The sequence below is a fragment of the Ruminococcus sp. Marseille-P328 genome, from assembly GCF_964249465.1.
Taxonomy (GTDB): Bacteria; Bacillota; Clostridia; order Lachnospirales; family Lachnospiraceae; genus Blautia_A; species Blautia_A faecis.
Window position 1 is genome coordinate 1 of the sequence record NZ_CAXUBQ010000013.1, and the last position, 22,972, is coordinate 22,972.

The 22,972-nt window shown below is 43.0% G+C and carries 26 protein-coding genes, 5 pseudogenes and 1 riboswitch; of the genes and pseudogenes, 20 read left to right on the plus strand and 11 right to left on the minus strand.

Features of this window, described 5'->3' with window-relative positions; translation table 11 throughout:
* The first annotated feature begins 406 nt into the window (after nt 1-406).
* The 12 genes from infC (at nt 407) to ACESTK_RS10450 (ending at nt 10,653) form a co-directional block, all read left to right on the plus strand.
* Nucleotides 407-901, plus strand: coding sequence for a translation initiation factor IF-3 (gene infC, locus ACESTK_RS10395; protein WP_118578206.1), 495 nt, complete (start codon nt 407-409; stop codon nt 899-901).
* Nucleotides 902-989: 88 nt separating this feature from the next.
* On the plus strand, nt 990-1,187 hold the full coding sequence (rpmI, locus tag ACESTK_RS10400) for a 50S ribosomal protein L35 (RefSeq protein WP_117850817.1): 198 nt from the start codon (nt 990-992) through the stop codon (nt 1,185-1,187).
* 40 nt (nt 1,188-1,227) lie between these two features.
* Complete coding sequence (gene rplT / locus ACESTK_RS10405) at nt 1,228-1,584, plus strand: 50S ribosomal protein L20 (RefSeq protein WP_117850812.1); 357 nt, start codon at nt 1,228-1,230, stop codon at nt 1,582-1,584.
* A 351-nt stretch (nt 1,585-1,935) separates the two neighbouring features.
* The gene (locus ACESTK_RS10410) at nt 1,936-2,064 is read left to right on the plus strand and encodes a hypothetical protein (protein WP_255610517.1); all 129 of its coding nucleotides are present in this window, start codon (nt 1,936-1,938) and stop codon (nt 2,062-2,064) included.
* A 48-nt stretch (nt 2,065-2,112) separates the two neighbouring features.
* Nucleotides 2,113-3,273, plus strand: a complete 1,161-nt coding sequence (locus ACESTK_RS10415; RefSeq protein ID WP_118578207.1) for an ABC transporter substrate-binding protein — start codon at nt 2,113-2,115, stop codon at nt 3,271-3,273.
* A 391-nt stretch (nt 3,274-3,664) separates the two neighbouring features.
* Nucleotides 3,665-4,549, plus strand: a complete 885-nt coding sequence (locus ACESTK_RS10420) for a branched-chain amino acid ABC transporter permease (RefSeq protein WP_118578208.1) — start codon at nt 3,665-3,667, stop codon at nt 4,547-4,549.
* Nucleotides 4,550-4,559: 10 nt separating this feature from the next.
* Nucleotides 4,560-5,633 carry a branched-chain amino acid ABC transporter permease gene (locus ACESTK_RS10425; RefSeq protein WP_226854685.1) on the plus strand — a complete coding sequence of 358 codons (1,074 nt, stop codon included), beginning with the start codon at nt 4,560-4,562 and terminating at the stop codon, nt 5,631-5,633.
* 2 nt (nt 5,634-5,635) lie between these two features.
* Nucleotides 5,636-6,394: an ABC transporter ATP-binding protein gene (locus ACESTK_RS10430; RefSeq protein ID WP_226854687.1), complete on the plus strand. Its 759-nt coding sequence runs from the start codon at nt 5,636-5,638 to the stop codon at nt 6,392-6,394.
* A gap of 13 nt (nt 6,395-6,407) precedes the next feature.
* Nucleotides 6,408-7,118: an ABC transporter ATP-binding protein gene (locus tag ACESTK_RS10435; protein WP_195477682.1), complete on the plus strand. Its 711-nt coding sequence runs from the start codon at nt 6,408-6,410 to the stop codon at nt 7,116-7,118.
* Nucleotides 7,119-7,336: 218 nt separating this feature from the next.
* Nucleotides 7,337-7,954, plus strand: coding sequence for an AAA family ATPase (locus ACESTK_RS10440; RefSeq protein ID WP_148461142.1), 618 nt, complete (start codon nt 7,337-7,339; stop codon nt 7,952-7,954).
* 276 nt (nt 7,955-8,230) lie between these two features.
* Nucleotides 8,231-9,043, plus strand: coding sequence for a polysaccharide deacetylase family protein (locus ACESTK_RS10445; RefSeq protein ID WP_226854689.1), 813 nt, complete (start codon nt 8,231-8,233; stop codon nt 9,041-9,043).
* A gap of 287 nt (nt 9,044-9,330) precedes the next feature.
* On the plus strand, nt 9,331-10,653 hold the full coding sequence (locus ACESTK_RS10450) for a replication-associated recombination protein A (protein WP_226854700.1): 1,323 nt from the start codon (nt 9,331-9,333) through the stop codon (nt 10,651-10,653).
* Between the two features lie 127 nt (nt 10,654-10,780).
* Here the strand turns inward: ACESTK_RS10450 and ACESTK_RS10455 are convergent, their stop codons facing one another.
* Both ACESTK_RS10455 and ACESTK_RS10460 read right to left on the minus strand, forming a co-directional pair.
* Complete coding sequence (locus ACESTK_RS10455; RefSeq protein ID WP_148461144.1) at nt 10,781-11,293, minus strand: DUF4364 family protein; 513 nt, start codon at nt 11,291-11,293, stop codon at nt 10,781-10,783.
* A gap of 168 nt (nt 11,294-11,461) precedes the next feature.
* Nucleotides 11,462-11,512: pseudogene (locus ACESTK_RS10460) on the minus strand (hypothetical protein); the annotation flags it as partial.
* Between ACESTK_RS10460 and ACESTK_RS10465 the strand changes: the two are divergent.
* Nucleotides 11,489-11,596, plus strand: a pseudogene (locus tag ACESTK_RS10465) (DUF6783 domain-containing protein); the annotation flags it as partial. The pseudogenes ACESTK_RS10460 and ACESTK_RS10465 sit on opposite strands and share 24 nt — an antisense overlap.
* Here the strand turns inward: ACESTK_RS10465 and ACESTK_RS10470 are convergent.
* The gene (locus ACESTK_RS10470) at nt 11,569-12,501 is read right to left on the minus strand and encodes a TIGR01212 family radical SAM protein (RefSeq protein ID WP_207742919.1); all 933 of its coding nucleotides are present in this window, start codon (nt 12,499-12,501) and stop codon (nt 11,569-11,571) included. The pseudogene ACESTK_RS10465 and the gene ACESTK_RS10470 overlap by 28 nt on opposite strands.
* On the minus strand, nt 12,498-13,193 hold the full coding sequence (locus ACESTK_RS10475) for a YesL family protein (protein ID WP_118578213.1): 696 nt from the start codon (nt 13,191-13,193) through the stop codon (nt 12,498-12,500). The genes ACESTK_RS10470 and ACESTK_RS10475 overlap by 4 nt, the downstream gene beginning before the upstream one ends.
* 227 nt (nt 13,194-13,420) lie before the next feature.
* On the opposite strand from ACESTK_RS10475, the gene ACESTK_RS10480 reads away from it, so the two are divergent.
* On the plus strand, nt 13,421-13,747 hold the full coding sequence (locus ACESTK_RS10480) for a YerC/YecD family TrpR-related protein (RefSeq protein WP_118578214.1): 327 nt from the start codon (nt 13,421-13,423) through the stop codon (nt 13,745-13,747).
* Nucleotides 13,748-13,839: 92 nt separating this feature from the next.
* Here ACESTK_RS10480 and ACESTK_RS10485 read toward each other — a convergent pair whose 3' ends face one another.
* Entirely contained in the window at nt 13,840-14,466 is a 627-nt protein-coding gene (locus tag ACESTK_RS10485; protein WP_118578215.1) for a DUF1836 domain-containing protein, read from the minus strand.
* Nucleotides 14,467-14,670: 204 nt separating this feature from the next.
* Between ACESTK_RS10485 and ACESTK_RS10490 the strand changes: the two genes are divergently transcribed.
* From ACESTK_RS10490 to pnuC, 5 genes are all read left to right on the plus strand, one after another.
* Nucleotides 14,671-14,859, plus strand: a complete 189-nt coding sequence (locus ACESTK_RS10490) for a DUF6783 domain-containing protein (protein WP_373119704.1) — start codon at nt 14,671-14,673, stop codon at nt 14,857-14,859.
* Nucleotides 14,860-17,091, plus strand: a complete 2,232-nt coding sequence (pcrA, locus tag ACESTK_RS10495) for a DNA helicase PcrA (RefSeq protein WP_226854703.1) — start codon at nt 14,860-14,862, stop codon at nt 17,089-17,091.
* A 115-nt stretch (nt 17,092-17,206) separates the two neighbouring features.
* Nucleotides 17,207-17,437, plus strand: a complete 231-nt coding sequence (locus ACESTK_RS10500) for a hypothetical protein (RefSeq protein WP_173716615.1) — start codon at nt 17,207-17,209, stop codon at nt 17,435-17,437.
* Nucleotides 17,438-17,827: 390 nt separating this feature from the next.
* Nucleotides 17,828-19,192: a 23S rRNA (uracil(1939)-C(5))-methyltransferase RlmD gene (rlmD, locus tag ACESTK_RS10505; RefSeq protein ID WP_373119706.1), complete on the plus strand. Its 1,365-nt coding sequence runs from the start codon at nt 17,828-17,830 to the stop codon at nt 19,190-19,192.
* A 401-nt stretch (nt 19,193-19,593) separates the two neighbouring features.
* Nucleotides 19,594-20,274: a nicotinamide riboside transporter PnuC gene (gene pnuC, locus ACESTK_RS10510; RefSeq protein ID WP_148461152.1), complete on the plus strand. Its 681-nt coding sequence runs from the start codon at nt 19,594-19,596 to the stop codon at nt 20,272-20,274.
* A 29-nt stretch (nt 20,275-20,303) separates the two neighbouring features.
* Here pnuC and ACESTK_RS10515 read toward each other — a convergent pair.
* The 5 genes and pseudogenes from ACESTK_RS10515 to ACESTK_RS10535 form a co-directional block, all read right to left on the minus strand.
* A pseudogene (locus ACESTK_RS10515) lies at nt 20,304-20,672 on the minus strand (recombinase family protein); the annotation flags it as partial.
* Between the two features lie 28 nt (nt 20,673-20,700).
* Nucleotides 20,701-21,393 (minus strand): annotated as a pseudogene (locus ACESTK_RS10520) (phage tail tape measure protein); the annotation flags it as partial.
* A gap of 89 nt (nt 21,394-21,482) precedes the next feature.
* Nucleotides 21,483-21,764: a type II toxin-antitoxin system YafQ family toxin gene (locus tag ACESTK_RS10525; protein WP_148461153.1), complete on the minus strand. Its 282-nt coding sequence runs from the start codon at nt 21,762-21,764 to the stop codon at nt 21,483-21,485.
* Nucleotides 21,761-22,033 (minus strand): type II toxin-antitoxin system RelB/DinJ family antitoxin, encoded by a 273-nt coding sequence (locus ACESTK_RS10530; protein ID WP_118578232.1) that lies wholly within the window; start codon nt 22,031-22,033, stop codon nt 21,761-21,763. Before ACESTK_RS10530 ends, ACESTK_RS10525 begins: the two co-directional genes overlap by 4 nt.
* Nucleotides 22,034-22,117: 84 nt before the next feature.
* On the minus strand, nt 22,118-22,285 hold the full coding sequence (locus tag ACESTK_RS10535) for a hypothetical protein (RefSeq protein WP_173716616.1): 168 nt from the start codon (nt 22,283-22,285) through the stop codon (nt 22,118-22,120).
* Between the two features lie 107 nt (nt 22,286-22,392).
* On the opposite strand from ACESTK_RS10535, the gene ACESTK_RS10540 reads away from it, so the two are divergent.
* On the plus strand, nt 22,393-22,593 hold the full coding sequence (locus tag ACESTK_RS10540; RefSeq protein ID WP_272067007.1) for a hypothetical protein: 201 nt from the start codon (nt 22,393-22,395) through the stop codon (nt 22,591-22,593).
* A 74-nt stretch (nt 22,594-22,667) separates the two neighbouring features.
* Nucleotides 22,668-22,758: riboswitch (cyclic di-GMP riboswitch) on the plus strand.
* Nucleotides 22,759-22,836: 78 nt separating this feature from the next.
* On the opposite strand, the pseudogene ACESTK_RS10545 reads toward ACESTK_RS10540, so the two are convergent.
* Nucleotides 22,837-22,971 (minus strand): annotated as a pseudogene (locus ACESTK_RS10545) (DUF6783 domain-containing protein); the annotation flags it as partial.
* Nucleotide 22,972 lies beyond the last annotated feature (1 nt).

Below are 22,972 nucleotides of genomic sequence, written 5' to 3' on the forward strand. Positions count from 1 at the left end.
CTGTTGATGGAAGCATTATACTACATTGGGACATTTTCCTTTATGGTATATTAGGACATTATCATAAATGGTTCATAAAATTATTAGAAAAAATAAAAAAACATCTTGACTTTCACAATAAGGCATGATATCATACGACAGTACGTGATGAAAAGAAAGCAGAGTTCACTCTCACCTCAGCGCATACTTAGATGCGGCTCGGGTTCATATTGCACAGCAGCGCGTGACTTAGTTCGCGAGTGTAATAGGAGAAGTGTGGATTCTGTCCGCACTTTTTTTATATTTGCGGCGTCAGGTATCAGGCAGGAATTTCTTCCTGCGAAGGGGAATGAGAGTCCAGAAGTTAAAAACTGGATCAGAACAGATCATCTATCAGGTATGGAGGTGCACGACAATTAGCAATTTAATGATTAACGAACAAATCAGAGACAAAGAGGTACGCTTAATCGGACCGGACGGAGAGCAGCTCGGAATTATGTCCGCAAGAGAAGCAATGGCCAAAGCTCAGGAGGCAGAGCTTGATTTAGTAAAGATTGCCCCACAGGCAAAGCCGCCGGTATGTAAGATCATTGATTATGGTAAATATCGCTACGAACTTGCCAGAAAAGAGAAAGAAGCCAAGAAAAAGCAGAAGACCATCGATGTCAAAGAAGTGCGTCTTTCACCAAATATTGATACCAATGACCTGAATACAAAGGCTGGGGCAGCGCGCAAATTCCTTACCAAGGGCGACAGAGTGAAGGTTACTCTTCGTTTCCGCGGAAGAGAGATGGCACACATGTCAAGCAGCAAGCACGTTCTGGATGATTTTGCCGATATGCTGAAGGACATTGCTGTAGTTGAGAAGGCACCTAAGGTAGAAGGCAGAAGCATGACAATGTTTTTAGCACAGAAACACTAGGATGTTGCATTCATTTGGAGAGACACCCTGAGGGTGTCAGGCTGGATGAGGGACATTAAATAGATACGATATTAAGGAGGAAATTACAATGCCAAAAATTAAAACTTGTAGAGCAGCAGCAAAGCGCTTCAAAAAAACAGGAACAGGAAAATTAGTAAGAAATAAAGCTTACAAGAGCCATATCTTAACAAAGAAATCTCAGAAGAGAAAGAGAAATCTCAGAAAAGCTACTGTTGTTGATTCTACTAATGTTAAGAGCATGAAGAAAGCATTACCGTATTTATAAGATATAGCATAGAAGAAGACGAACAGGAGGAAAATAAGAAATGGCAAGAATTAAAGGCGGATTAAACGCAAAGAAGAAACATAATCGTGTATTAAAACTGGCAAAGGGCTACAGAGGAGCTCGTTCCAAACAGTATAGAGTAGCAAAACAGTCTGTTATGCGTGCACTTACCAGCTCCTACGCTGGAAGAAAGCAGAAGAAACGTCAGTTCAGACAGCTCTGGATCGCACGTATCAACGCTGCTGCAAGAATGAACGGATTATCCTACAGCAAAATGATGCACGGCCTTAAAGTTGCAAACATCGACATTAACAGAAAGATGCTTGCTGAGATGGCTGTAAATGATGCTCAGGGATTCGCAGCACTTGCTGAGATTGCTAAGAAAGCAATTGCTTAATTGAAATAAATAGGATATTTGAATGGGAGATGGGTGACCATCTCCTTTTTTTATCCCGGAGTCTGCAAAAAAATCATTCCTGCAATCTGAAGGTCTCACCTTGTGGTTAATTTTGTCCGAATTGATTTTTTAAACACATTCCAATACGAGCATAATACAAAATATGAAATCAGCATGAAAGTATGTCCTACAACGTACGTTTGTACGTCACAGAAACAACATAAACAGAAAAAATTGGTCATTGTAACGGAAATTTCTTTTGCAATTCTAAAAAAACTATAAAATTTTCTATTGCAATCAAAAAAACAGAATGCTATAATCATAACATTAAAGTAGTAAAGAGAAGAAGTTATGGAAGCCAAAGCCGGCTGGGAAACCACCAGTGGGCTTTTATACTATCTCAGTGTTGCAGAACCTGTTCCCAAAATCATTCCTGCAATCTGCATGCCATGTTTTTCGGATATGCCTTGGGCACCATGAGAGGCGAGATGACAGACGCTCTTACATAAATTAAGGAGGAGATTTATTATGAGAAATCTGAAAAAAGTACTCAGCATTACTGCAGCCGCAGCAATGGCAGTATCCACAGTAACACCTGTATCTGTATTTGCAGAGAGCGAGGAAACCTTCAAGATTGGTGTCATCGGACCTATGACAGGAGATTATGCACAGTATGGTAATGGTGTATATAATGCAGCTAAGATCGCAGCAGATGAGATCAATGCAAACGGCGGATTCAATGGATATCAGGTAGAAATCCTTGACGCTGGTGACGATCAGGGAGATCCGGAGAAAGCAGTTAACGCTTACAATGACCTTCTTGACAAAGGAATGCAGATGCTTTGCGGTACTGTTACCTCCGGTGCTTGTATCGCAGTAGGTGCAGAGGCAGCTGATAGTACATTCCTCTTCACACCGTCTGCTACAGCAGTAGACAGCATTACCGCTGGTGACAATGAGTTCCGTATGTGCTTTACAGACCCAATGCAGGGAACGAAATCTGCTGAGTATATTTCTGAGAAAGGTCTTGCTACGAAGGTAGCTACCCTCTACGATTCCATGGCTGATTACAACTCAGGTGTACATGATGCATTCGTTGCAGCCTGCGCTGATTACGGCCTTGAGGTTGTAGCTGATGAAGCATACACAACAGATAACAACACAGACTTTTCCGTACAGCTTGGAAAGATCAAAGACAGTGGCGCTGAGCTCCTGTTCCTTCCGAACTACTATTCTGACAACGCTCTGATTCTTCAGCAGGCTCATGACCTTGGTCTTGACATGAAGATTTTTGGTGTTGATGGTATGGATGGAATCCTGAATGTTGAGAACTTTGATAAATCTCTTGCAGAAGGCGTTATGCTTCTGACACCATTCTCTGCTACAGGCGATGATGAGGCAACTGTAAAATTTGTTAAAGCATATGGCGATGCAAACAATGGTGAGACACCAAATCAGTTTGCTGCAGATACATATGATGTACTTTACGCTATGCAGGCAGCAGCAAATGATGCTGGCATCACACCAGATATGTCAAATGAAGACATCAGTGCAGCAATGTCTGCTTCCATGCTGAATATTACTCTTGATGGTCTTACAGGAGAAGCTAAATGGACAGAAGACGGTGAGTGCGATAAAGCACCTAAGGCTTATGTGATCAAAGATGGCGTTTACGCTTCTATGGAGTAATTATAAGAATAGGGCCATTGTGCCGGGCATACGGCAGAGGCTTTAACCATTTCCCTGATTGCGCAGGGGATGGCCGTTAGCAAAGGGGAGACGGTTACCTGTGGGTCCGTCTCCTTCTTTGCAATTACAGAAATGATTGTTGTTTCAGTCTGATACAACAAACGGACAGGTGGCCTGTCGACGACATCATGATATAGGAAAGTCAGCTGCCGTCCGGGACATTCATAGTAAATAGCTGGAGCGTGTCTGAAAATTTACTTCCGCTTTTTCGTGTCAGAAAGTGACAGGAAGCTTAACAGTGGAAAAAGCCGGGAATGAATTTTCAAACACGCTCGTGAAAAAGAAAAATCAGTTACTATCTACAGTAATAAATCCAGTTAAGAGGTGCATTATGAGTTTTATATCCTATTTAAAAGATGGTATCAGCCTGGGCAGTATCTATGCGATCATCGCTCTCGGCTATACAATGGTATATGGTATTGCAAAAATGCTGAACTTTGCACATGGTGATGTTATCATGGTTGGAGCATTTGTAATTCTTACCGCAGTTACCAAAGCCAGTATGTCACCAATCCTGGCAATCATTCTTTCTGTTGTGATCTGTACTGTTGCCGGTGTTGTTATTGAGGCAGTTGCATACAGACCTCTTCGTAAGGCTTCATCGAATCTGGCAGTTCTGATCACGGCAATCGGTGTCAGCTATCTGCTTCAGAACCTGGCACTTTTAATTTTTGGTGCAGATGCAAAGAGCTTCGTTCCGGTTATCAATGTTCCGTCTCTGGAGCTGTTTGGCGGACAGCTTACGATTAAAGGTGTTACGATCGTAACAATCCTTGCCTGTATTGTGATCATGGTCGGTCTTCAGCTTTTTGTAAAGAAAACAAAACCGGGGCGTGCCATGCAGGCTGTTTCCGAGGACCGTGACGCCGCACAGCTGATGGGTGTCAACGTAAATGCAACCATTTCCCTTACCTTCGCAATCGGTTCCGGACTTGCTGCAATTGCAGGACTTCTCCTTTGCTCCGCATATCCTACACTGACTCCTTATACAGGCGCAATGCCTGGTATCAAGGCTTTCGTAGCGGCAGTATTCGGTGGAATCGGTTCTATCCCAGGAGCAATGGTTGGAGGAATTCTCCTTGGTGTTATTGAGATTTTCAGTAAGGCCTATATTTCCTCTCAGGTTGCAGATGCAATTGTATTTGCAGTTCTGATCATCGTGCTGCTTGTAAAACCATCTGGTCTGTTCGGCAAGAACATCCAGGAGAAAGTATGAGGTGGCCGATATGAAAAAAAATATGAACAAAACGACAAAAAACAACTTTATTACATATGGCATGGTAATTGCAATCTTTGTTGTGGTACAGATCCTTTCCTCCACAGGAAATCTGTCCAGACTGCTTACCGGCCTTCTGGTACCCATCTGTGTGTACACCATCGCATCTCTTTCCCTGAATCTGGTAGTCGGTTATTCCGGAGAGCTGAGCCTTGGACACGCAGGATTTATGTGCGTTGGAGCTTATTCCAGTGCTCTGTTTTCCCATGTTACCAGTGATGTGCTTCCATCTGTTCCAAGATTGATTCTTGCATTGCTGGTAGGTGCTGCTGTGGCTGCTGTCTTCGGTGTGCTGATCGGTATCCCGGTACTGAGACTTCGGGGAGACTATCTGGCGATCGTAACCCTGGCATTTGGTGAGATTATCAAGAACCTGATCAATATTCTGTATGTTGGTGTGGATGATAAAGGGCTTCACGTTGCAACAAGCGCAGCCAATCTGAAGCTGGATCCAGGCGGAAAACAGATCATCAAGGGTGCTCTCGGTGTTTCCGGTACTGCAACCTTATATAAAGATATTAAGGATTATTTCTTCCTGATCGGTGTGATTCTGATTCTGGTCGTTCTGTTTATTATCCAGAATCTGGTAAACTCCAGAAGCGGACGTGCCATTACATCTACCCGTGATAACCGTATTGCAGCTGAGTCCATCGGTATCAACGTAACAAAGAATAAGCTGCTTGCATTTACTATTTCCGCTGCAATTGCCGGTGTAGCAGGTGTACTTTATGCCCACAACCTTTCCATGCTGAAGGTTTCTATTTTTGACTACAACATGTCCATCACCATTCTGGTATATGTAATTCTTGGTGGTATGGGAAATCTTCGCGGAAGTATTCTGGCAACGATTGTGCTTTATGCACTTCCCGAGCTGCTTCGTGGATTCTCCACCTACCGTATGCTGATTTATGCAATCGTAATGATCGCAATGATGCTTTTCAACTGGGCTCCTGCAGCTAAAGATTTCAGAAGCCGTATTGTTGAAAAAATCAAAGGTCACGTGAAAGAAAAGGAGGCAGCTTAATTATGGCAATGTTAGAGGTAAATAATCTTTCCATACAGTTTGGCGGCCTTCATGCTGTAGATAATTTTCAACTGAAAATCGAAAAAGGCGAGCTTTACGGCCTGATCGGACCAAACGGTGCCGGAAAAACAACCGTATTTAATCTTCTTACAGGTGTTTATAAGCCAACAGAGGGAATTATCAAGCTGGATGGTCTGGATATCACCGGAAAAAGTATTATCGATATTAATAAAGCTGGAATCGCACGAACATTCCAGAATATTCGACTTTTTAAAGATATGACCGTATTGGACAATGTAAAGGCTGGTCTGCATAATCATTATAAATATTCTACTTTAACCGGAATCTTAAGACTTCCCAAGTATTTTAAAGTAGAAAAAGAGATGAACGAGCGTGCTATGGAGATCCTGAAGGTGTTTAATCTGGATCAGGAGGCTGGTCTTCTTGCGGGAAACCTTCCCTATGGTAAACAGCGTAAGCTGGAAATTGCCAGAGCGCTTGCCACAGATCCCAAGCTTCTCCTTCTGGATGAGCCGGCCGCCGGCATGAACCCCAATGAGACACAGGAGCTGATGGATACCATTCGGTTTGTAAGAGATCATTTTAATATGACGATCCTTCTGATTGAGCACGATATGAAGCTGGTTGGCGGTATCTGTGAGGAACTGACTGTATTAAACTTCGGACAGGTTCTTTGTCAGGGTGAGACAGCAAAGGTTCTGAAAGATCCTGCTGTTGTTACTGCATATCTGGGCGAATAAGGAGGAAAAAGAAATGGCAATGTTGGAAGTAAAAGATTTACACGTATATTATGGTGTAATCCAGGCATTAAAAGGAATCTCCTTTGAGGTAAACCAGGGCGAGGTTATTGCTTTGATCGGTGCCAATGGTGCAGGAAAAACCACTACACTGCAGACACTTACAGGTCTTCTTTCAGCAAAAGAAGGTTCCGTTGTTTTTGAAGGAAAAGATATTACCAGGGTTCCGGCCCATAAGATTGTTGAAATGGGAATTGCACATGTTCCGGAGGGACGTCGTGTTTTTTCAGATTTAAGTGTATATGAGAACCTGATCATGGGTGCTTATACGAGAAAAGATAAAGCTGAGATCCAGGAAAGCCTTGCAGGAGTCTATAAAAGGTTTCCGCGTCTGGAAGAGCGTAAAGGACAACGTGCCGGTACACTTTCTGGTGGTGAGCAGCAGATGCTTGCCATGGGTCGTGCCCTTATGAGTAAACCCAGACTGATCGTAATGGATGAGCCATCCATGGGACTTTCCCCAATCTTTGTAAATGAGATCTTCGATATTATCCGTGTGGTAAGCGAAAGTGGTACTACGGTACTTCTTGTAGAGCAGAACGCGAAGAAGGCCCTCTCTATCGCAGATCGTGCATACGTTCTTGAGACTGGCAAGATCACAATGAGTGGAAAAGCAAGCGACCTGCTGAATGATGAAGCGGTACAGAAGGCTTATCTGGGTGAATAAAATTTGCAGATCTGACAGCTGACAGGCGACATGTCCGTTTTGTGAACAAAATGCACAGAAATCTCGGGAATCTGGTGCATCACGAAGCGGTTACTGGACAGGTCGTGAACAGTAAGGTCTTTGGGAAAATAATCTGGTCAGGTGATTTTTATTGTTGTCGGAAAGAATGGAAAAAACAACGCTTTAGAAAGCTGACCAGTGTAATAAGGAGGAGAGAAATGGACAATTTCGTAATTACAATTGCAAGACAGTACGGAAGCGGTGGACGTACCGTTGGTGAAATGCTTGCGAAGAAATTAGGGATTGGATATTACGACAAGGATATTATCCGCATGGCATCTGAGGACAGCGGAATTCACGAAACTCTTTTTGGAAGAGTAGATGAGTATTCCAGCGCAAAAAAACCGCTTTTCGGGAAGAATGGAATTTACAGCGGTGAGCTGATCTCGCCTCAGAGTAAGGACTTCACCTCTGATGAGAACCTGTTTAATTATCAGGCAAAGATCATCCGTGAACTGGCAGGGAAGGAGTCCTGCGTGATCATCGGAAGATGCTCCAACTATATTTTGAAGGATTATCCAAATGTGCTTCGTGTATTTATTCACGCTGATTGGAATTTCCGAATGGAAAAGGCTGCTGAGAAGCTGAGCATGAGCCAGAAAGAGATCGAAAAATTCCTTCAGAAGGATGACAAACGTAAGGATGAGTATTACCGCAGATTTACAGGTGAGGAATGGAAGGATGCCACTCAGTATGACCTGTGTCTGGATAGCAGCAAGCTTGGATATGAGAAATGCATCGAAGAAATTGAAAATCAGCTGAAGCTGCTGAAATAATAACAGGCTGTGCCACATAGCAGCATATCATGTGAAAACAAAAAGGAAGAGCACTGGTGATTTTGAAAGAGATTGCCAGTGCTTTTTAATGTAACAGGAAATTCCGTTTGGATTTCCTGTTACATTAAAAGCCCTACCGGGCAGGATCGCACTGCGGCGGAAAGGTAGTTGTCGCTCGAGGCGACCCGCCGCAGGCGGAGAATCCTGCAAGCAGGATTCTTTTTTACATTTCATAAACATATATTATCAGGAAAGACAGATGTCAGGCGGCGGGATATGAAGGAAAAAAGACATCTGGTGATGTGGGTAGAAGTTATAGCGTTGGCGATGCTGCTGGCAAGGCTGGAAACTGTGAGAATCCGGGAGAATGCAAAAGAAGTGCAGGAATATACCTGTGCCGGGCGGGAACAGGAAGGTGCGCAGAAGGGAAACGGAAAAAGAGAGGAAAAAACTGTCAGTGACAAAGTGATAGGGGCTAGGAATAGAAGGTCAGAAAAGAAGCTGGAAGATACTTTGGAAAAGAATGTGACGGAAAAGAAAAAAGCAGCTCTGACTTTTGATGACGGTCCTAACAGTAAATATACGCCGCTGCTTCTGAAAGGGCTGAAGGAGAGAGGGGTTCATGCTACTTTTTTTCTCATGGGGAAGAATATTGAGGGAAAAGAGGCCTTGGTGAAGCAAATACAGGAGGAAGGTCATCTGATCGGGAATCATACATACAATCATGTACAGCTGGATAAGATTTCAAAGGAGGCAGCAAAAGAAGAAATTGAGACAACCAACCAGAAAATCTTTGAAATCACAGGTGTGTACCCGGCATGGTTAAGACCGCCCTATGGGGAGTGGCGAAAAAATCTGGATTTTTATGTGGAGATGTTTCCTGTACTCTGGGATGTGGATACTTTGGACTGGAAGAGTAAAAATGTAGATTCGATTATGAAAATTGTGCGGTCGGAAGTGTCAGACGGGGCAGTGATCTTGATGCATGATGCTTACCAAAGCTCAGTAGATGCAGCGCTTCAGATTGTGGATCTTCTGATGGCAGAAGAATATGAATTCGTGACTGTAGAGGAGCTGATATTGCCGTAAAAGATCGTTAAAGATGTTCATTGGTAATGTGTTACTGTTCACTCCGTTCACAGTAACGCGCTTCGCGATGCACAGAAATCATGCATTCGCATGATTTCGCGCCGCAATTCTCGGATTTTCTGTGAACTTTGTTCACAAAAAACGCCTCGCGGAACGTTACCAGTGAACAGTAATGTAATGCTCCGCGAACAGTTAAAAAATAGCTTTATAAACTTGCCTAAATGAGAAATATAGATTATAATTAGAACAAATGTACGGAAAATTACTTTTGAATTGGAGAGAAATACATGGATTTATTTGAATATGCGAAATCCAGGACAATGGAGAATGAATCCCCACTTGCCTCACGTCTTCGCCCTACGAAACTGGAGGAAGTAGTGGGACAGCAGCACATTGTGGGAAAAGATAAATTACTTTACAGAGCCATCAAGGCAGATAAGCTGACTTCCGTTATTTTTTACGGTCCTCCAGGAACCGGAAAGACCACCTTGGCTAAAGTCATCGCCAATACTACTAGCGCAGACTTTACCCAGATCAATGCCACCGTAGCAGGCAAGAAAGATATGGAAGAAGTGGTAAAACAGGCTCAGAATGCCCTTGGAATGTATGGGCGAAAGACGATTTTATTTATTGATGAGATTCATCGCTTTAATAAAGGACAGCAGGATTATCTTTTGCCTTTTGTGGAGGACGGAACCATCATCCTTATTGGAGCCACCACAGAGAATCCCTATTTTGAGGTAAACGGTGCTCTCCTTTCACGTTCTATTGTATTTGAGTTGAAGGCGCTGGAGATTCCGGAGATTAAAGAACTGCTCCTGCGGGCAGTGAACGATAAGGAAAAGGGCATGGGAAGCTATAATGCGGTTCTGGATGAAGATGCCCTGGAGTTTCTGGCAGATATGGCAGGAGGAGATGCCAGAAGCGCTCTGAATGCCATAGAGCTTGGCATTCTTACTACGCCAAGAGCTTCAGACGGCAAGATCCATATTACTCTGGATGTGGCTTCTGAGTGTATCCAGAAGCGTGTGGTGCGCTATGATAAAGATGGAGATAACCATTATGATATTATTTCTGCATTTATCAAGAGTATGCGCGGTTCCGATCCGGATGCTGCAGTTTATTATCTGGCGAAGATGCTGTATGCAGGTGAAGATGTGAAATTTATTGCAAGACGTATGATGATCCTTGCTTCTGAAGATATTGGAAATGCAGATCCCCAGGCCCTGGTAGTGGCAACCGCAGCAGCCCAGGCAGTTGAGCGGGTGGGAATGCCGGAATCCCAGATCATTCTTTCCCAGGCTGCCGCATATATGGCATGTGCACCTAAGAGCAATGCAGCGGTGAATGCTATTTTTGCAGCAATGGACAGTGTGAAGCATACCAGGACGACTGTTCCGGCTCATCTTCAGGATGCCCATTATGGAGGGCATGAGAAGCTGGGATATGGAATCGGCTATAAGTATGCCCACGATTATCCAAATCATTATGTAAAGCAGCAGTATCTGCCAGATGAGATCCAGGGAGAGAAATTCTATGAGCTGTCAGATATGGGATATGAGAAGAAACTGAAGGAACACATGAAGTTTATAAAAGAGCATGCAGATTGAAGGAATGATTTTTCAAACACGCGTTGGAATAAATATTGAGTAATTATCAGCAAGTGCTATTTTGCCAAGCGTGCAGCTGTGAAGGTATTGAATAATTACAAAATCTGAAATAAAAAGTGGAGGAGCTTTATAAAAGCCCCTCCATTATTTTTGCATAAATTTCTTCATATTTCTTGGGCCACTGCCTGCACATGGCCTTGGCAGCGGAAAGAGATGGCGCTGCAAGAGAAAGATCGATCACAGAAGCACCCTTCTGCAAAAGCTGAAGGTGAACCACATATTCTCCTTGATTATTAATGTAATAATCGGCTTGAGCTTTCACCTGATTCTTTGTGGAGGCACCTCTGGCTGCAAGGTACTGGAGCACTTCAGTACGGATGTCCTGGGAAATATCATTCTCGAAATAGGTGAGCGTGTTTTTTCCATCTTCAGTAAGATAATAGTAGGAAGTATTGGAAATGGTACGCTTCTCAATCAGCTCTGTTTCCTCAAGCTCGGAAAGGGCCTGTTGCAAATGGAAATAATTCGTGTACTCGTGGTCCAGAATAAATTCTGAAATTTCTGAATTAGTGATGGGGGACGAAGAATTCCGAAGCATATATAGGATGATCAGTTTGTAAACAGTAAATGGTGTAGCCATTTTCCAGCCTCCCTTCTGGTGAAATATTGCATAAGTTCTAAATTCGAGTGTGTTTGAAAAAGCTTTCTGCAAGATGCGTATTACACTTTGCGGGAGATTGCGGGAATAATATTTCAAACAGACTCTGGAGCGTGTTTGAAAAATCATTCCCGCAATCTGCACGCCCCACTTTGCGGGAGATTTTGCCCTCTTTCAGTCGGCGTAGCCCGCTACGCCTCCCTCAATCGGACAAAATCTCCCACAAATTGTGACGCACATCTTGCAGAAAGCCTTTTTCAAACACGCTCTAATGCTTTGCCCTGAAAACTCTGACGCTCTTTCAAACGGTGGTGGAGCAGATTCAGCACTTCTCTTTTTCTGCTGGCCCATAGAGGGGCGATCAGCAGATCTTTCGGCCCATCGCCGGTAACCCGGTGGATCACAATGGATGGATCCAGATGTTCCAGGCAGTCTGCTACAAGGTCAATATATTCGGCGCGTTCCAGCACTTTAAATTTCCCGGCAAGATAATCATATGCAAGGTCAGTGCCTTTCAGAACGTGGAGCAGCTGAAGCTTGATTCCCTGAATATCCCGGGTATTTAAATAATCCATAGTAGCCAGTATATCTTCCCTGGATTCGCCGGGAAGCCCGAGAATGGTATGAACTACTACTTCCAGACCAGCTGCGCGGAGTCTCTTAAGGGAGTCTTCAAAGCAGGACAGAGGGTAACCTCGCCGGATATAAGCTGCGGTAGATTCATGAATGGTTTGAAGTCCCAGTTCTACCCAGACTGGTTTAACCATGTTTAGCCGGGAAAGAAGTTCTACTACATCGTCCTCCAGGCAATCCGGCCTTGTACCAATAGAAAGTGCCACAATCCCCGGATGGGAAATAGCTTCCTGAAAAATTTTTTCCAGATAAGGCACAGGAGCATAAGTATTGGTGTAAGCCTGAAAATAGGCGATGTATTTGTGAATAGGTCTTTTGGCGGAAAGCATGGCAATTTGGCTGTCTATCTGTTCATGGATAGAGAGGGCTGCACTGGCGGCAAAATCACCGCTGCCACCTTCGCTGCAGAAGATGCAGCCGCCGTGTCCTATTGTACCATCGCGGTTGGGACAGCTCATGCCGCCGTTTAAGGTGACTTTATAAACCTTTTCCCCGAAGCGCTCCTTTAGCATATAGTCAAGGGAGTGATAGGGCTTTCCATTCCAGCTGGTGATCATAAATTCTTATTGTCGGAATCAAGACTGTGGTCTACTACACTGTCAGGATTCGGCTCAGAGGTTTCTTCCGGAATATATTTGTCAAAAATTTTCACAAAGAAATGGGAATTGATGTATGCAATTCCGGAAAATCCAATGAGCACCAGCAGCAGGATGACCATGGACTGTACCTGGGCACTTGGAATAAAAAATACAAGAACCGGGGCTGCAGTGACAAGGATCATAAGTGCTGTATATGGAAGATGGCGGATGGACATCAAAAATGCGTTGGTAAAAGTATTCTTGATGGTATTGTAAAATTTCGCAAGAACCGGGTAGATGTACAGGAAGATCATCAGGTAAACGACCAGGATCATCATAAATAATACCATAAGAACCTTACCGATGGTGCCAGGTGTGCTGCGGCAGATGCTAATGTCAAAGTACAGCAAAAGGGCGGCCGCAAGCATGATCAGATTGATCACAATACCCTGTTTCAGATTCTGTTTAAAGGATTTAAAAAATCCGCGGACGATATAAGACTCTTCATTACGAACCATTTTCAAAGTGACGTAGAACATGGCGGCAATGGAAGGTCCAATGGTCACCACCGGAATGCAGCAGACAATGCAAAGCAGATTCAGAATGATAAGATCTGCCACCCTGCTCATGAAGGTGAAAAATTTGTTATCCATGTTGAAAAAACGATCCATTCAAAAATTCCTCTTTTCTATTTTGTATATAGCATTAATGAGCTTATCACATAGTATAACGAATCTGTGAAAAAAAAGCAATTTGAAAATAAAAAAGAACATAAAAACTATATAATCTTCACAAAAATATTTATAGAAAGTCCTTGCTTATCACACGTCAGAGTGTTAAAATAGTAATCATTGAAAAGAGAATAATAAACATTAAATATAGAAAAAGGAGTAGCGAAATGAGTAAAAATATCAGAACTGAGGCAGTTGACCATCTTTTTGAGGCCATACTTTGTCTGAAGGATAAGGAAGAGTGCTACACTTTCTTTGAGGATGTGTGTACCATTAACGAACTTCTTTCTTTATCTCAGAGATTTGAAGTGGCCAAAATGCTGATGGATAAGAGAACTTACCTTGACATTTCTGAGAAGACCGGTGCTTCCACAGCCACGATCAGCCGTGTAAACCGTTCTCTGAATTATGGCAATGACGGTTATGATATGGTATTTAAGAGAATGGAAGAGAAAAAAGAGCAGAACCGTTCTCTGGATCAGAAGGACGAATAAGCGTCAGAGGATCTGAATCCGAAATAGAATAAAATATACGAAAGAAAACCCGCGAAATTGTGCTATGAGATAATTTCGCGGGTTTTGTACTGTTATTTGTCTTTATTCTTCTTATGTTTGTCCCTGGGCTCAGATGGGGAAATGTCATCGATCATTTTCTCAATGATCATCTTCTTAATGTAGACATCAAAGCTCATGAGACAGATAAAACTGAATCGCTTCAGAAATTCCTGATCTTCCTCATCTGCATCCTGGAAAGTGGCGCTGGAGAAACGGTAATCCTTCAGAAGATTCTTGATCAACTGGTCAATCTTGCGGTTCTCCATTCCAAAAACTTCATTATATACATAGGTCATGTCCTTGCCTGGCTCACCTTTAAAGTATTTCGCTGTGATGGGACCGAGAAGCTTCTGGATGTCTGTGATGGACAGAATATTCTTAAAATAATAAATGAAGATCAGCATGAGCAGATGATCTTTGGAATAGCGCTTCTTCTCAGGGGAAGGGAGCAGGTTATTCTTGGCGTAGTTATTGATCATGGTCTTTGTCAGGATCTTGTCATCATCGTGACGCTTTGTGGACGCAAGCTGATCCTCCATAAACGTGGTGACCTGATCCATGTACAGGTCGATGTTTGGAAGATCTTCTGGTTTTATATAATCCATTCCGGAAATGTGCTCCAGAATGCTCTTTAATATGGATTTATCATCAGCTGTCATTTTTATCACCTCTGCTCCTTATTATATAGTTTTTAAAACTACTTGTAAACTGTTTTTTTCAGATCTTGTGAAAAACAGAAAAAAACCAGAACTTTGTTTACAAAAAACACCTCGCGGAATGTTACTGGTAAACAGTAAAAACCCGAATCTATGTTTGGATTTTCTGCACGTTCGGGGTTGTGTGAGATAAGGATTTCATGTATAATGAGATTTAACTATTTGAAAAATCATTCCCGCAATCTGCATGCCCCATTTGACGGTATATTTCGTCCGAATTCAGTTGTCGCAGTCCGCTGTGACGCCCTCATCAGGGCGGAAGCTCCTACAAATTGTGGCGCACATCCTGCAGAAAGCTTTTTTCAAACATGCTTTAGCGAAAAAAGGAGAACATAAATGAGCATATATGATACATTAAATCCCCCTCAGCGCGAGGCGGTAGCACAGACAGAGGGACCAGTCCTGATCCTGGCGGGAGCTGGTTCCGGCAAGACAAGAGTGCTGACACACAGGATTGCCTATCTGATGGATGAGAAGGGAGTAAATCCGTGGAATATTCTGGCTATTACGTTTACCAATAAGGCTGCTCAGGAGATGAGAGAGCGTGTGGATAAGCTGGTGGGCTTTGGTTCTGAGAGTATCTGGGTGTCTACTTTCCACTCAGCCTGCGTAAGAATCCTTCGGAGACATATTGATAATCTGGGATATGACACGAATTTTACAATCTATGATACAGATGACCAGAAGTCTCTTATGAAAGATGTGTGCAGGAAGATGAACATTGACACCAAGATTTATAAAGAGCGTTCCCTTCTTGCCCAGATTTCCCATGCCAAGGATGAGTTGCTTACACCAGATGATATGGAGATGAAAGCTGCCGGAGATTACAATATGAAGAAAGTGGCTTCTGTTTACCGTGAATACCAGGCTGCTCTTCGTAAGAATAATGCACTGGACTTTGATGATCTGATCGTAAAGACGGTGGAGCTTTTTGAAAAATGCGGTGCAGTGCTGGAGTACTATCAGGAGCGGTTTAAATACATTATGGTGGATGAGTATCAGGATACCAATACGGCACAGTTTAAGTTTATCAGCCTTCTGGCTCAGCGTTATCAGAATCTTTGTGTGGTAGGTGATGATGACCAGTCCATTTATAAATTTCGTGGGGCTAATATTGGAAATATTCTTGGATTTGAGCATGTTTTTCCAGATGCCCGGGTAATCCGTCTGGAGCAGAACTACCGCTCTACAAGGAATATCCTGAATGCAGCGAACCAGGTGATTGCGAATAATACAGAGCGTAAGGCAAAAACCCTGTGGACAGAGAACGAAGAAGGCAGCAAGGTGCATTTTCGCCAGTTTTTGAATGCCTATGAGGAAGCAGAGTATGTGGCAGGGGAAATCAGCAAGTTAAAAAGAAACGGTCTTGGAAACTACCGTGATTGCGCTATTCTTTATCGTACCAATGCCCAGTCCCGTATTTTCGAGGAGAAATTTATTGCAGCCAATATTCCATATAAACTGGTAGGAGGCGTTAATTTCTATGCGCGTAAGGAAATCAAGGATCTTCTCTGTTATCTGAAAACGATTGATAATGCCAGAGATGATCTTGCTGTGCAGAGAATCATCAATGTGCCGAAGCGTGGAATTGGTGCAACGACACTTGGACGTGTCCAGGATTATGCGGACAATATGGGAATCAGTCTGTATGAGGCATTGCGCGTGGCTGAAGAGGTTCCTTCTATTGGAAGAAGCTTGTCAAAGATCGATGGCTTTGTAACTTTTATACAGATGCTGAAGAGCAAGGCAGATGTGATGACAGTGGAGGAAATCCTGCAGGAGGTAATTGATTCCACAGGTTATGTGGCAGAGCTGGAAGCTGAGGATACAGAAGAATCAAGAGCAAGAATTGAGAATATTGATGAGTTGATTTCCAAGACTGTGGCTTATCAGGAGGATATGGAGGAGCAGAATCAGCCTGCTACGCTTTCTGGCTTTCTGGAAGAGGTGGCACTGATAGCAGATATTGATACTGTAGATCCGGATCAGGATTATGTGCTCCTTATGACTTTACATAGTGCCAAGGGTCTGGAGTTTCCGAAGGTGTTTATGGTAGGAATGGAAGACGGCATTTTCCCTAGTCATATGACCATCAGCTATGGCGATGACGGGGAGATGGAAGAAGAGAGAAGACTTTGTTACGTGGGAATTACCCGTGCAATGAAAGACCTTACTTTGACTTGCGCCCAGCAGAGGATGATCCGTGGAGAGACTCAGTATAACAGGGTTTCCAGGTTTGTGAGAGAGATTCCAAGAGAACTGGTAGATCTGGGACACACTATTCAGGAGAAGAAGCCGAAAGTGGAGGAACTAATCCCAACACCGGCGAAATACTCCAAGATGAAAGAAATTCTCCAGGGCAGAAATTACAAGCCAAGAGAATTTAAAGTAACAAAAGCCAATTCGCTGGATTATGAGGTGGGAGATACGGTTCGCCATATTAAATTTGGCGTTGGAATTGTGAAAGAAATCGTGGAAGGCGGTCGTGATTATGAGGTTACAGTGGAGTTTGATAAGGTTGGTGTGAAGAAGATGTTCGCAAGCTTTGCCAAGCTGAAGAAAATTTGATTGGAAATTGGGTTTGGAAAAATTTAAAATTAATATATTAACTATGGTAAAATAATTGCAAAAGTGGTATAATAAATAAACCTAATGAGTACTTTGAAAGAGAGGATGGTATCACATGAACATTAAAATGGATAAGCTCGAGGAATTATTATCATTACTTAAGAAAAAAGAAGATGAGAAGCAGAAGAATACAGTCCTCTGGGTACTGGCTATCATTGGCGCTGTAGCTGCTGTTGCAGGAATTGCATTTGCAGTATATCGCTTCTTCGCACCGGATTATCTTGAAGACTTCGAGGAAGACTTTGATGATGATTATGACGATTATTTCGAGGATGAGGAGAAATAAGTAAGGCGTTTAGCGGATATCCACGGTCGTCCACAATTTTTGGAATACAAATCTGGTTTGGATGTGGATAATTTCGGGGATTTTTTATAAGTGAGTGCATATTAAATGAAAAGGTATACGGGCATATAGCAGTTATGCTCCCCCGTATACCTTATTTTTGATTTAAGGTAATTGTTCTGTATCTTCATAGTAATACGCTTCGCGATGCATAGAAATCATGCATTTACATGATTTCGCGCCGCAATTTTCGGGTTTTCTGTGAACTTTGTTCACAAAAAAACACCTCGCGGAACGTTACCAGTGAACAGTAATCCATTAGCGACAGCATTATATATAAAAGATAGCTGCGGAATAGTTACGATCTATATATAATTATTTTATGGAGGATTTATGAAAAAAGGAGAGATTTACGAAGGAATTATCGAGAAAGTTGATTTCCCCAACAAGGGATATGTGAACATAGATGGAGAAAAAGTAATTGTAAAAAATGGAATTCCAGGTCAGAAAGTTCGCTTTATGATCAATAAGAAGCGCTCGGGCAGGGCAGAAGGCAGGCTTTTGGAGGTTCTGGAGGATTCTCCCCTTGAGGTAAGAGAGCCTGTATGTAAGATTTTTCCGGCATGCGGTGGCTGCATGTACCAGACAATGTCCTACGAAGAACAGTTAAAAATGAAGGAAACTCAGGTGAAAGGACTTCTCCAGGAGGCAGTAGGTAGTGATACAGACCTTCACTGGGAAGGAATCCACGGAAGTCCTATTGAATTTGGTTACCGTAATAAGATGGAATTTTCCTTTGGAGATGAATATAAAGATGGTCCTCTTTCTCTTGGTTTGCACAAGAAAGGCAGCACTTACGACGTACTGACAGCTTCTGACTGCAAGCTGGTGCATCCGGATATGACAGCGATCCTTTCCAGTGTGCTGGACTTTTTTACAGAGCTTGGGGCTGTGCATTATAAGAAAATGCAGCATACTGGTTATCTGCGCCACTTGCTTCTGCGCCGCGGTGTGACCTCTGGTGAAATTCTGGTACATGTGATCACCACAAGCCAGGCAGAGTACGACTATGCGCCGCTGGTATCAAGGCTTCTGGCTCTTCCGCTGGAGGGAAAAATAGTGGGAATTATGCACATTATCAATGATTCTCTGTCTGATGTGGTGCAGAGCGATGAAACCAGATTGCTTTATGGACAGGATTACTTCTATGAAACGTTGCTGGGTCTGCGATTTAAGATTAGTACATTTTCCTTCTTCCAGCCAAACTCACTGGCAGCCGAAGTATTGTACTCTATTGTGCGTGATTACATTGGTGACACCAAGGACAAAGAAGTATTTGATCTCTACAGCGGTACTGGAACTATTGCCCAGCTTCTTGCTTCTGTTGCGAAAGAGGTTATCGGCGTGGAAATTGTTGAGGAAGCTGTGGAAGCTGCAAAAGTAAATGCCGCCTTAAATGGTCTCACCAATTGTCGTTTCATCGCAGGTGACGTCCTGAAAGTCCTGGACGATCTTACTGAAAAACCAGATATGATCATTCTGGATCCCCCTCGCGATGGAATCCACCCCAAAGCGCTGCCGAAGATCCTGGCATATGGAGTGGAAAACATCGTCTATATCTCCTGCAAACCAACAAGTCTTGCAAGAGATTTACCTGCATTTCTGGCAGCTGGTTATGAGGTTCAGCGCAGCTGCAGCGTGGATCAGTTTTGTGAGACGGTGCATGTCGAGACGGTAGTCTTGATGTCAAGAAAATAAAATCAAGTGCCAGAAAGCGGCGTATTTCCGGGATTTTTCGGAAGTTGGGAATAGAAGCCTAACTCCTGAAAAAGCTCGGTTGTTTTATATGGAAACATATCTACTGCAAAATGTGTGTCAGGTTGTAACCTCGGATTAGATGTCACGATTTGAGGCAGTGGATTAGATGGCAAGGGAAAATTCGGTGAATCGCGATTTGTCAGAGCGTTATAGAGGATAAAATTATGTTTTTTGGATATTATCAATTTCACGAAAGTAATTATGCAATCCTTCATATGCAGAAGGGTGCCATTGCTTCGCAAGAGAAGCATATAAAGGGTATCCAATTTTAAGAGACAACAGGTATAAAATATATCTAATTTCCTGTTGTCTCAAATCAACGTATGAAGGGAATTAGAAAAATGAATAATCCATTTAAAAGAATGACCAAAAGAGAATGGGCACTTTGGTTCGTGTCTATTGCTATTGTTGTTATGTCCAATATTATGGCAGGAAGAGTAGATGCTTTGACACTTACTGCAACTTGTATTGGTGTAACTTCACTGATATTTGCCGCACAGGGAAATGTATGGGCACCGATATTGATGACGATTTTCTGCATCCAGTATGCGATAATATCATACCGTTTTCGCTACTGGGGAGAGATGTTTACTTACTTATTTATGTCACTTCCGATGTCTGTTTGGTCGATTGTGACATGGCTGAAAAATGCGAGAAACAGTAGTGATGGAACAGTAGAAATACGAAAAATTACAAGAAAAGGAGCAGGAGTTCTTGTTCTTTGCAATGTGGCAGTGACAATTGCATTTTATATATTACTAAAAAAACTTAACACGCCGAATCTGATATTTAGTACCATTTCGGTAGTAACAAGTTTTTTTGCTGCATCACTCACTATGTTACGGTCTTCCTATTATGCTTTGGGATATGCATCGAATGACATCGTGCTGATTATCTTATGGATACTGGCATCAATTAAGGACCCGGGGTATATTCCAGTGGTTGTAAATTTCTTGATATTTTTTCTTAATGACATGTATGGATTCATATGTTGGAAGAAAAGAGAAACAGCACAGTGTTAAGACAATTCTGGTTTGTGGATGTAGAAAATACCCTCCAGGTATTCCCGGTAGATGCGCTTTACCACCTCTGCCTGTTCCGGATCGATGATGAGATTCCCATCTGCATCCTTGGTGTAGCCGAGGAAGTGATTGTGATTTACCTGTACCTGGCCATTCTGGTAGCGAAACTGGAGTCCCAGCTTCACATTCTGGCTGAGGGATTATGATTCCTACTGCGCAAGGAAAGCCATAATCGTAATCAGAACCTCACCCTTGGCATCCATTGTATTGATGGCTTCCTTTTCAAAGAAGACGGGAATGTTCTTATCTTTCAGCTGGCGGATGTATTTCAGGCAGTCCAGCGTGTTTCTGGCAAATCGGCTGATGGACTTGGTGATAATCATGTCGATGTTTTCGGCTTCGCAGTCGTCAATCATCCATTGCCTTTGTATTTGCGTTAGAGCTTGCCGCTGCAAGGATATCTGCGAAATGCCCAGAATCTTTGGCTGTCAGACCAAATGCAGTCAGTGCATCGGTTACGATATCCGATGTGGTGGCGAGGTCCTCACCAGATGCCGCAGCAAGGTTCATGATACCTTCGATACCATCCAGCATGTCGGAGGTTTTCCATCCAGCCATCGCCATGTAGTTCATAGCATCCGCAGCCTCGGATGCTGAGAACTTGGTTTTCGCACCCATCTCATGAGCCTTTGCACGGAGCTTATCGAAATCATCTCCGGTTGCACCAGACACGGCGGCTACCTGGCTCATAGAAGAATCAAAATCGGAGTCTGTTTTTACAGCAGCAACGCCAAGAGCTGTAACTGCAGCAGAGGCAGGAAGGAGCTTTTCGCCGGTGGAGGAAACCTTATCGCCTGCAGACTTCAGGTTTTCACCAGCAGTAGCAATCTTCTGCACAGCAGTGGCAGACTGATTGGCCTGCGCTTACAGCTTTTTGAGATATTCTTCCGTTTCGATGATCTCCCTCTGAAGAGCATCATATTTCAGGAGCTTTTCGACATCCTTAAGTTGTGACTGCGTATTCTTGATTTCTGAATTGACACCCTTTAAGGCTGTCTGAAGTTTGGTGGTATCGCCACCGATCTCGACCGTGATACCCTTGATTCTACTTCCCGCCATAGCGCACCTCCTTTCCTGGATTTGGGCATAAGAAAAGCACCTACCATTTCTGATAGATGCTTTCTGAATTGCTATTCTGTTTTTTAAATCTATTTTTTGAATAGTTCTGAGTGCGTACCAAGCCTGTAAAGCATGAGTACTAAAACGTTGTTCTGAATCTCATAAATGAGCAACCAGTCCGGTTCGATGTGACACTCACGCGTGCCTTTATAGTTTCCTGTAAGGTCATGATCCCTGTATTTTGCATCCAGCGTACCGCCATTCGCCAGAATATCGATTACCTCAAACAGCTTATCAAGATTTTTATTTTGCTTTTTGGCAAGCTTCAAATCCTTTTTAAACTGATTGGTAAACTGAATGTCGTATTTCATACGTCGAGAGCTGCCTTAAGCGCATCCATACTGGAATAACGCGGAGCAGAAGGATCCTTCATCATTTTTCTGCCATCCTCAATGGCAGCGGCTGTCGTATCATTCGGTACTTCCAGTTTTAATTCAAAAGGAATACCATGCTCACGGATAGCGGTTCTCAGGAACATATTTACAGCAGTTGTCATATTCAGACCAAGCTCATTGAAGATTTCCTCCGCCTGATCCTTGATTGCCTTCTCTGTACGAATATTTAAATTAGTTGTTGCCATACAGAACACCTCCATTCAAGTATAGTATACTCAAATGCGTGTCTAATGTCAACACACTGTCATTATATAAGGCACATAAATTTGCTAAAATGCATCAAAATCCCTCTGCGTAGCGATCTGCGCATAGCCTTTGTACTCATCATTGCTGCTTTCTGCGTACATGTCGTTCACCATCCCAATCGTAAGAAGATCCAGATCCCGGCTGGAGATTCCGAGCTGTACGCAGCGAAGCAGAAACAAGGGTGTGGTCATCGGGCGGTCAGTTGCGTGAAGTTTTTTTTAGACTCCACATCCGTCTGGATATTCTATAGATTGAACAGGTGATCCGTACCGGGACAGCAGACATCGGAGAAAAGTATTTGGCTGTAATCCGTAAGGCTGCCAGTGATTACACAAGAGAAATCTTTCATAATCTGAGAGAACGGGAATACAATCCGGAGCTGATGCGTTTATATGTAGTTGTTGGTGGTGGCTGCTGCATGATTCAGAACTTCGGGGAATATGACAAAGACAGAGTAACGATTGTGCGAGACATCTTCGACTTTGCGAATGGTTCATAAACACAGATTTTCTATCAAAATATTATTGACGCACCGGAAACTTCATGGTATTTTATTTTTGATGAAAAATGGGAATTATTTAAAGGCAAACTTGCTGAAAGGCAGGGACGCAAAGCCAGAAGGGGCTAAAGTCAGAAAGTCTGACCATGTCAGCCGGTTGCTGCTGTTTCCATATATAGAAAAGACGTGAGAACGGAAGCGATTCCGATACCTTTTATACTATATGTATATGGATGTGTGAGTTTAAAAAGATGTAGCAGGGACACTGGCAGGATGTTTGTCAGGTGTCCTTTTTATATGCCAAAATATGTACGAGAACTTGCCGGAGCATGTTCTGGAGCGTGGTTGAAAAAGCATTCCTACAATCTGCGCGCCACAT

What these genes read in the sequence shown, in the direction of transcription:
- ACESTK_RS10535 (WP_173716616.1), bottom strand. Translation starts at nt 22,285, where the DNA reads ATGACCACACCCTTGTTTCTGCTTCGCTGCGTACAGCTCGGAATCTCC.
- pnuC (WP_148461152.1), top strand. Translation starts at nt 19,594, where the DNA reads ATGAATAATCCATTTAAAAGAATGACCAAAAGAGAATGGGCACTTTGG.
- ACESTK_RS10500 (WP_173716615.1), top strand. Translation starts at nt 17,207, where the DNA reads ATGAACATTAAAATGGATAAGCTCGAGGAATTATTATCATTACTTAAG.
- ACESTK_RS10425 (WP_226854685.1), top strand. Translation starts at nt 4,560, where the DNA reads ATGAAAAAAAATATGAACAAAACGACAAAAAACAACTTTATTACATAT.
- ACESTK_RS10430 (WP_226854687.1), top strand. Translation starts at nt 5,636, where the DNA reads ATGGCAATGTTAGAGGTAAATAATCTTTCCATACAGTTTGGCGGCCTT.
- rpmI (WP_117850817.1), top strand. Translation starts at nt 990, where the DNA reads ATGCCAAAAATTAAAACTTGTAGAGCAGCAGCAAAGCGCTTCAAAAAA.
- pcrA (WP_226854703.1), top strand. Translation starts at nt 14,860, where the DNA reads ATGAGCATATATGATACATTAAATCCCCCTCAGCGCGAGGCGGTAGCA.
- ACESTK_RS10440 (WP_148461142.1), top strand. Translation starts at nt 7,337, where the DNA reads ATGGACAATTTCGTAATTACAATTGCAAGACAGTACGGAAGCGGTGGA.
- rplT (WP_117850812.1), top strand. Translation starts at nt 1,228, where the DNA reads ATGGCAAGAATTAAAGGCGGATTAAACGCAAAGAAGAAACATAATCGT.
- ACESTK_RS10485 (WP_118578215.1), bottom strand. Translation starts at nt 14,466, where the DNA reads ATGACAGCTGATGATAAATCCATATTAAAGAGCATTCTGGAGCACATT.
- ACESTK_RS10410 (WP_255610517.1), top strand. Translation starts at nt 1,936, where the DNA reads ATGGAAGCCAAAGCCGGCTGGGAAACCACCAGTGGGCTTTTATACTAT.
- ACESTK_RS10450 (WP_226854700.1), top strand. Translation starts at nt 9,331, where the DNA reads ATGGATTTATTTGAATATGCGAAATCCAGGACAATGGAGAATGAATCC.
- ACESTK_RS10415 (WP_118578207.1), top strand. Translation starts at nt 2,113, where the DNA reads ATGAGAAATCTGAAAAAAGTACTCAGCATTACTGCAGCCGCAGCAATG.
- ACESTK_RS10470 (WP_207742919.1), bottom strand. Translation starts at nt 12,501, where the DNA reads ATGATCACCAGCTGGAATGGAAAGCCCTATCACTCCCTTGACTATATG.
- rlmD (WP_373119706.1), top strand. Translation starts at nt 17,828, where the DNA reads ATGAAAAAAGGAGAGATTTACGAAGGAATTATCGAGAAAGTTGATTTC.
- ACESTK_RS10475 (WP_118578213.1), bottom strand. Translation starts at nt 13,193, where the DNA reads ATGGATCGTTTTTTCAACATGGATAACAAATTTTTCACCTTCATGAGC.
- ACESTK_RS10480 (WP_118578214.1), top strand. Translation starts at nt 13,421, where the DNA reads ATGAGTAAAAATATCAGAACTGAGGCAGTTGACCATCTTTTTGAGGCC.
- infC (WP_118578206.1), top strand. Translation starts at nt 407, where the DNA reads ATGATTAACGAACAAATCAGAGACAAAGAGGTACGCTTAATCGGACCG.
- ACESTK_RS10445 (WP_226854689.1), top strand. Translation starts at nt 8,231, where the DNA reads ATGAAGGAAAAAAGACATCTGGTGATGTGGGTAGAAGTTATAGCGTTG.
- ACESTK_RS10435 (WP_195477682.1), top strand. Translation starts at nt 6,408, where the DNA reads ATGGCAATGTTGGAAGTAAAAGATTTACACGTATATTATGGTGTAATC.
- ACESTK_RS10530 (WP_118578232.1), bottom strand. Translation starts at nt 22,033, where the DNA reads ATGGCAACAACTAATTTAAATATTCGTACAGAGAAGGCAATCAAGGAT.
- ACESTK_RS10420 (WP_118578208.1), top strand. Translation starts at nt 3,665, where the DNA reads ATGAGTTTTATATCCTATTTAAAAGATGGTATCAGCCTGGGCAGTATC.
- ACESTK_RS10455 (WP_148461144.1), bottom strand. Translation starts at nt 11,293, where the DNA reads ATGGCTACACCATTTACTGTTTACAAACTGATCATCCTATATATGCTT.
- ACESTK_RS10525 (WP_148461153.1), bottom strand. Translation starts at nt 21,764, where the DNA reads ATGAAATACGACATTCAGTTTACCAATCAGTTTAAAAAGGATTTGAAG.
- ACESTK_RS10490 (WP_373119704.1), top strand. Translation starts at nt 14,671, where the DNA reads ATGAGATTTAACTATTTGAAAAATCATTCCCGCAATCTGCATGCCCCA.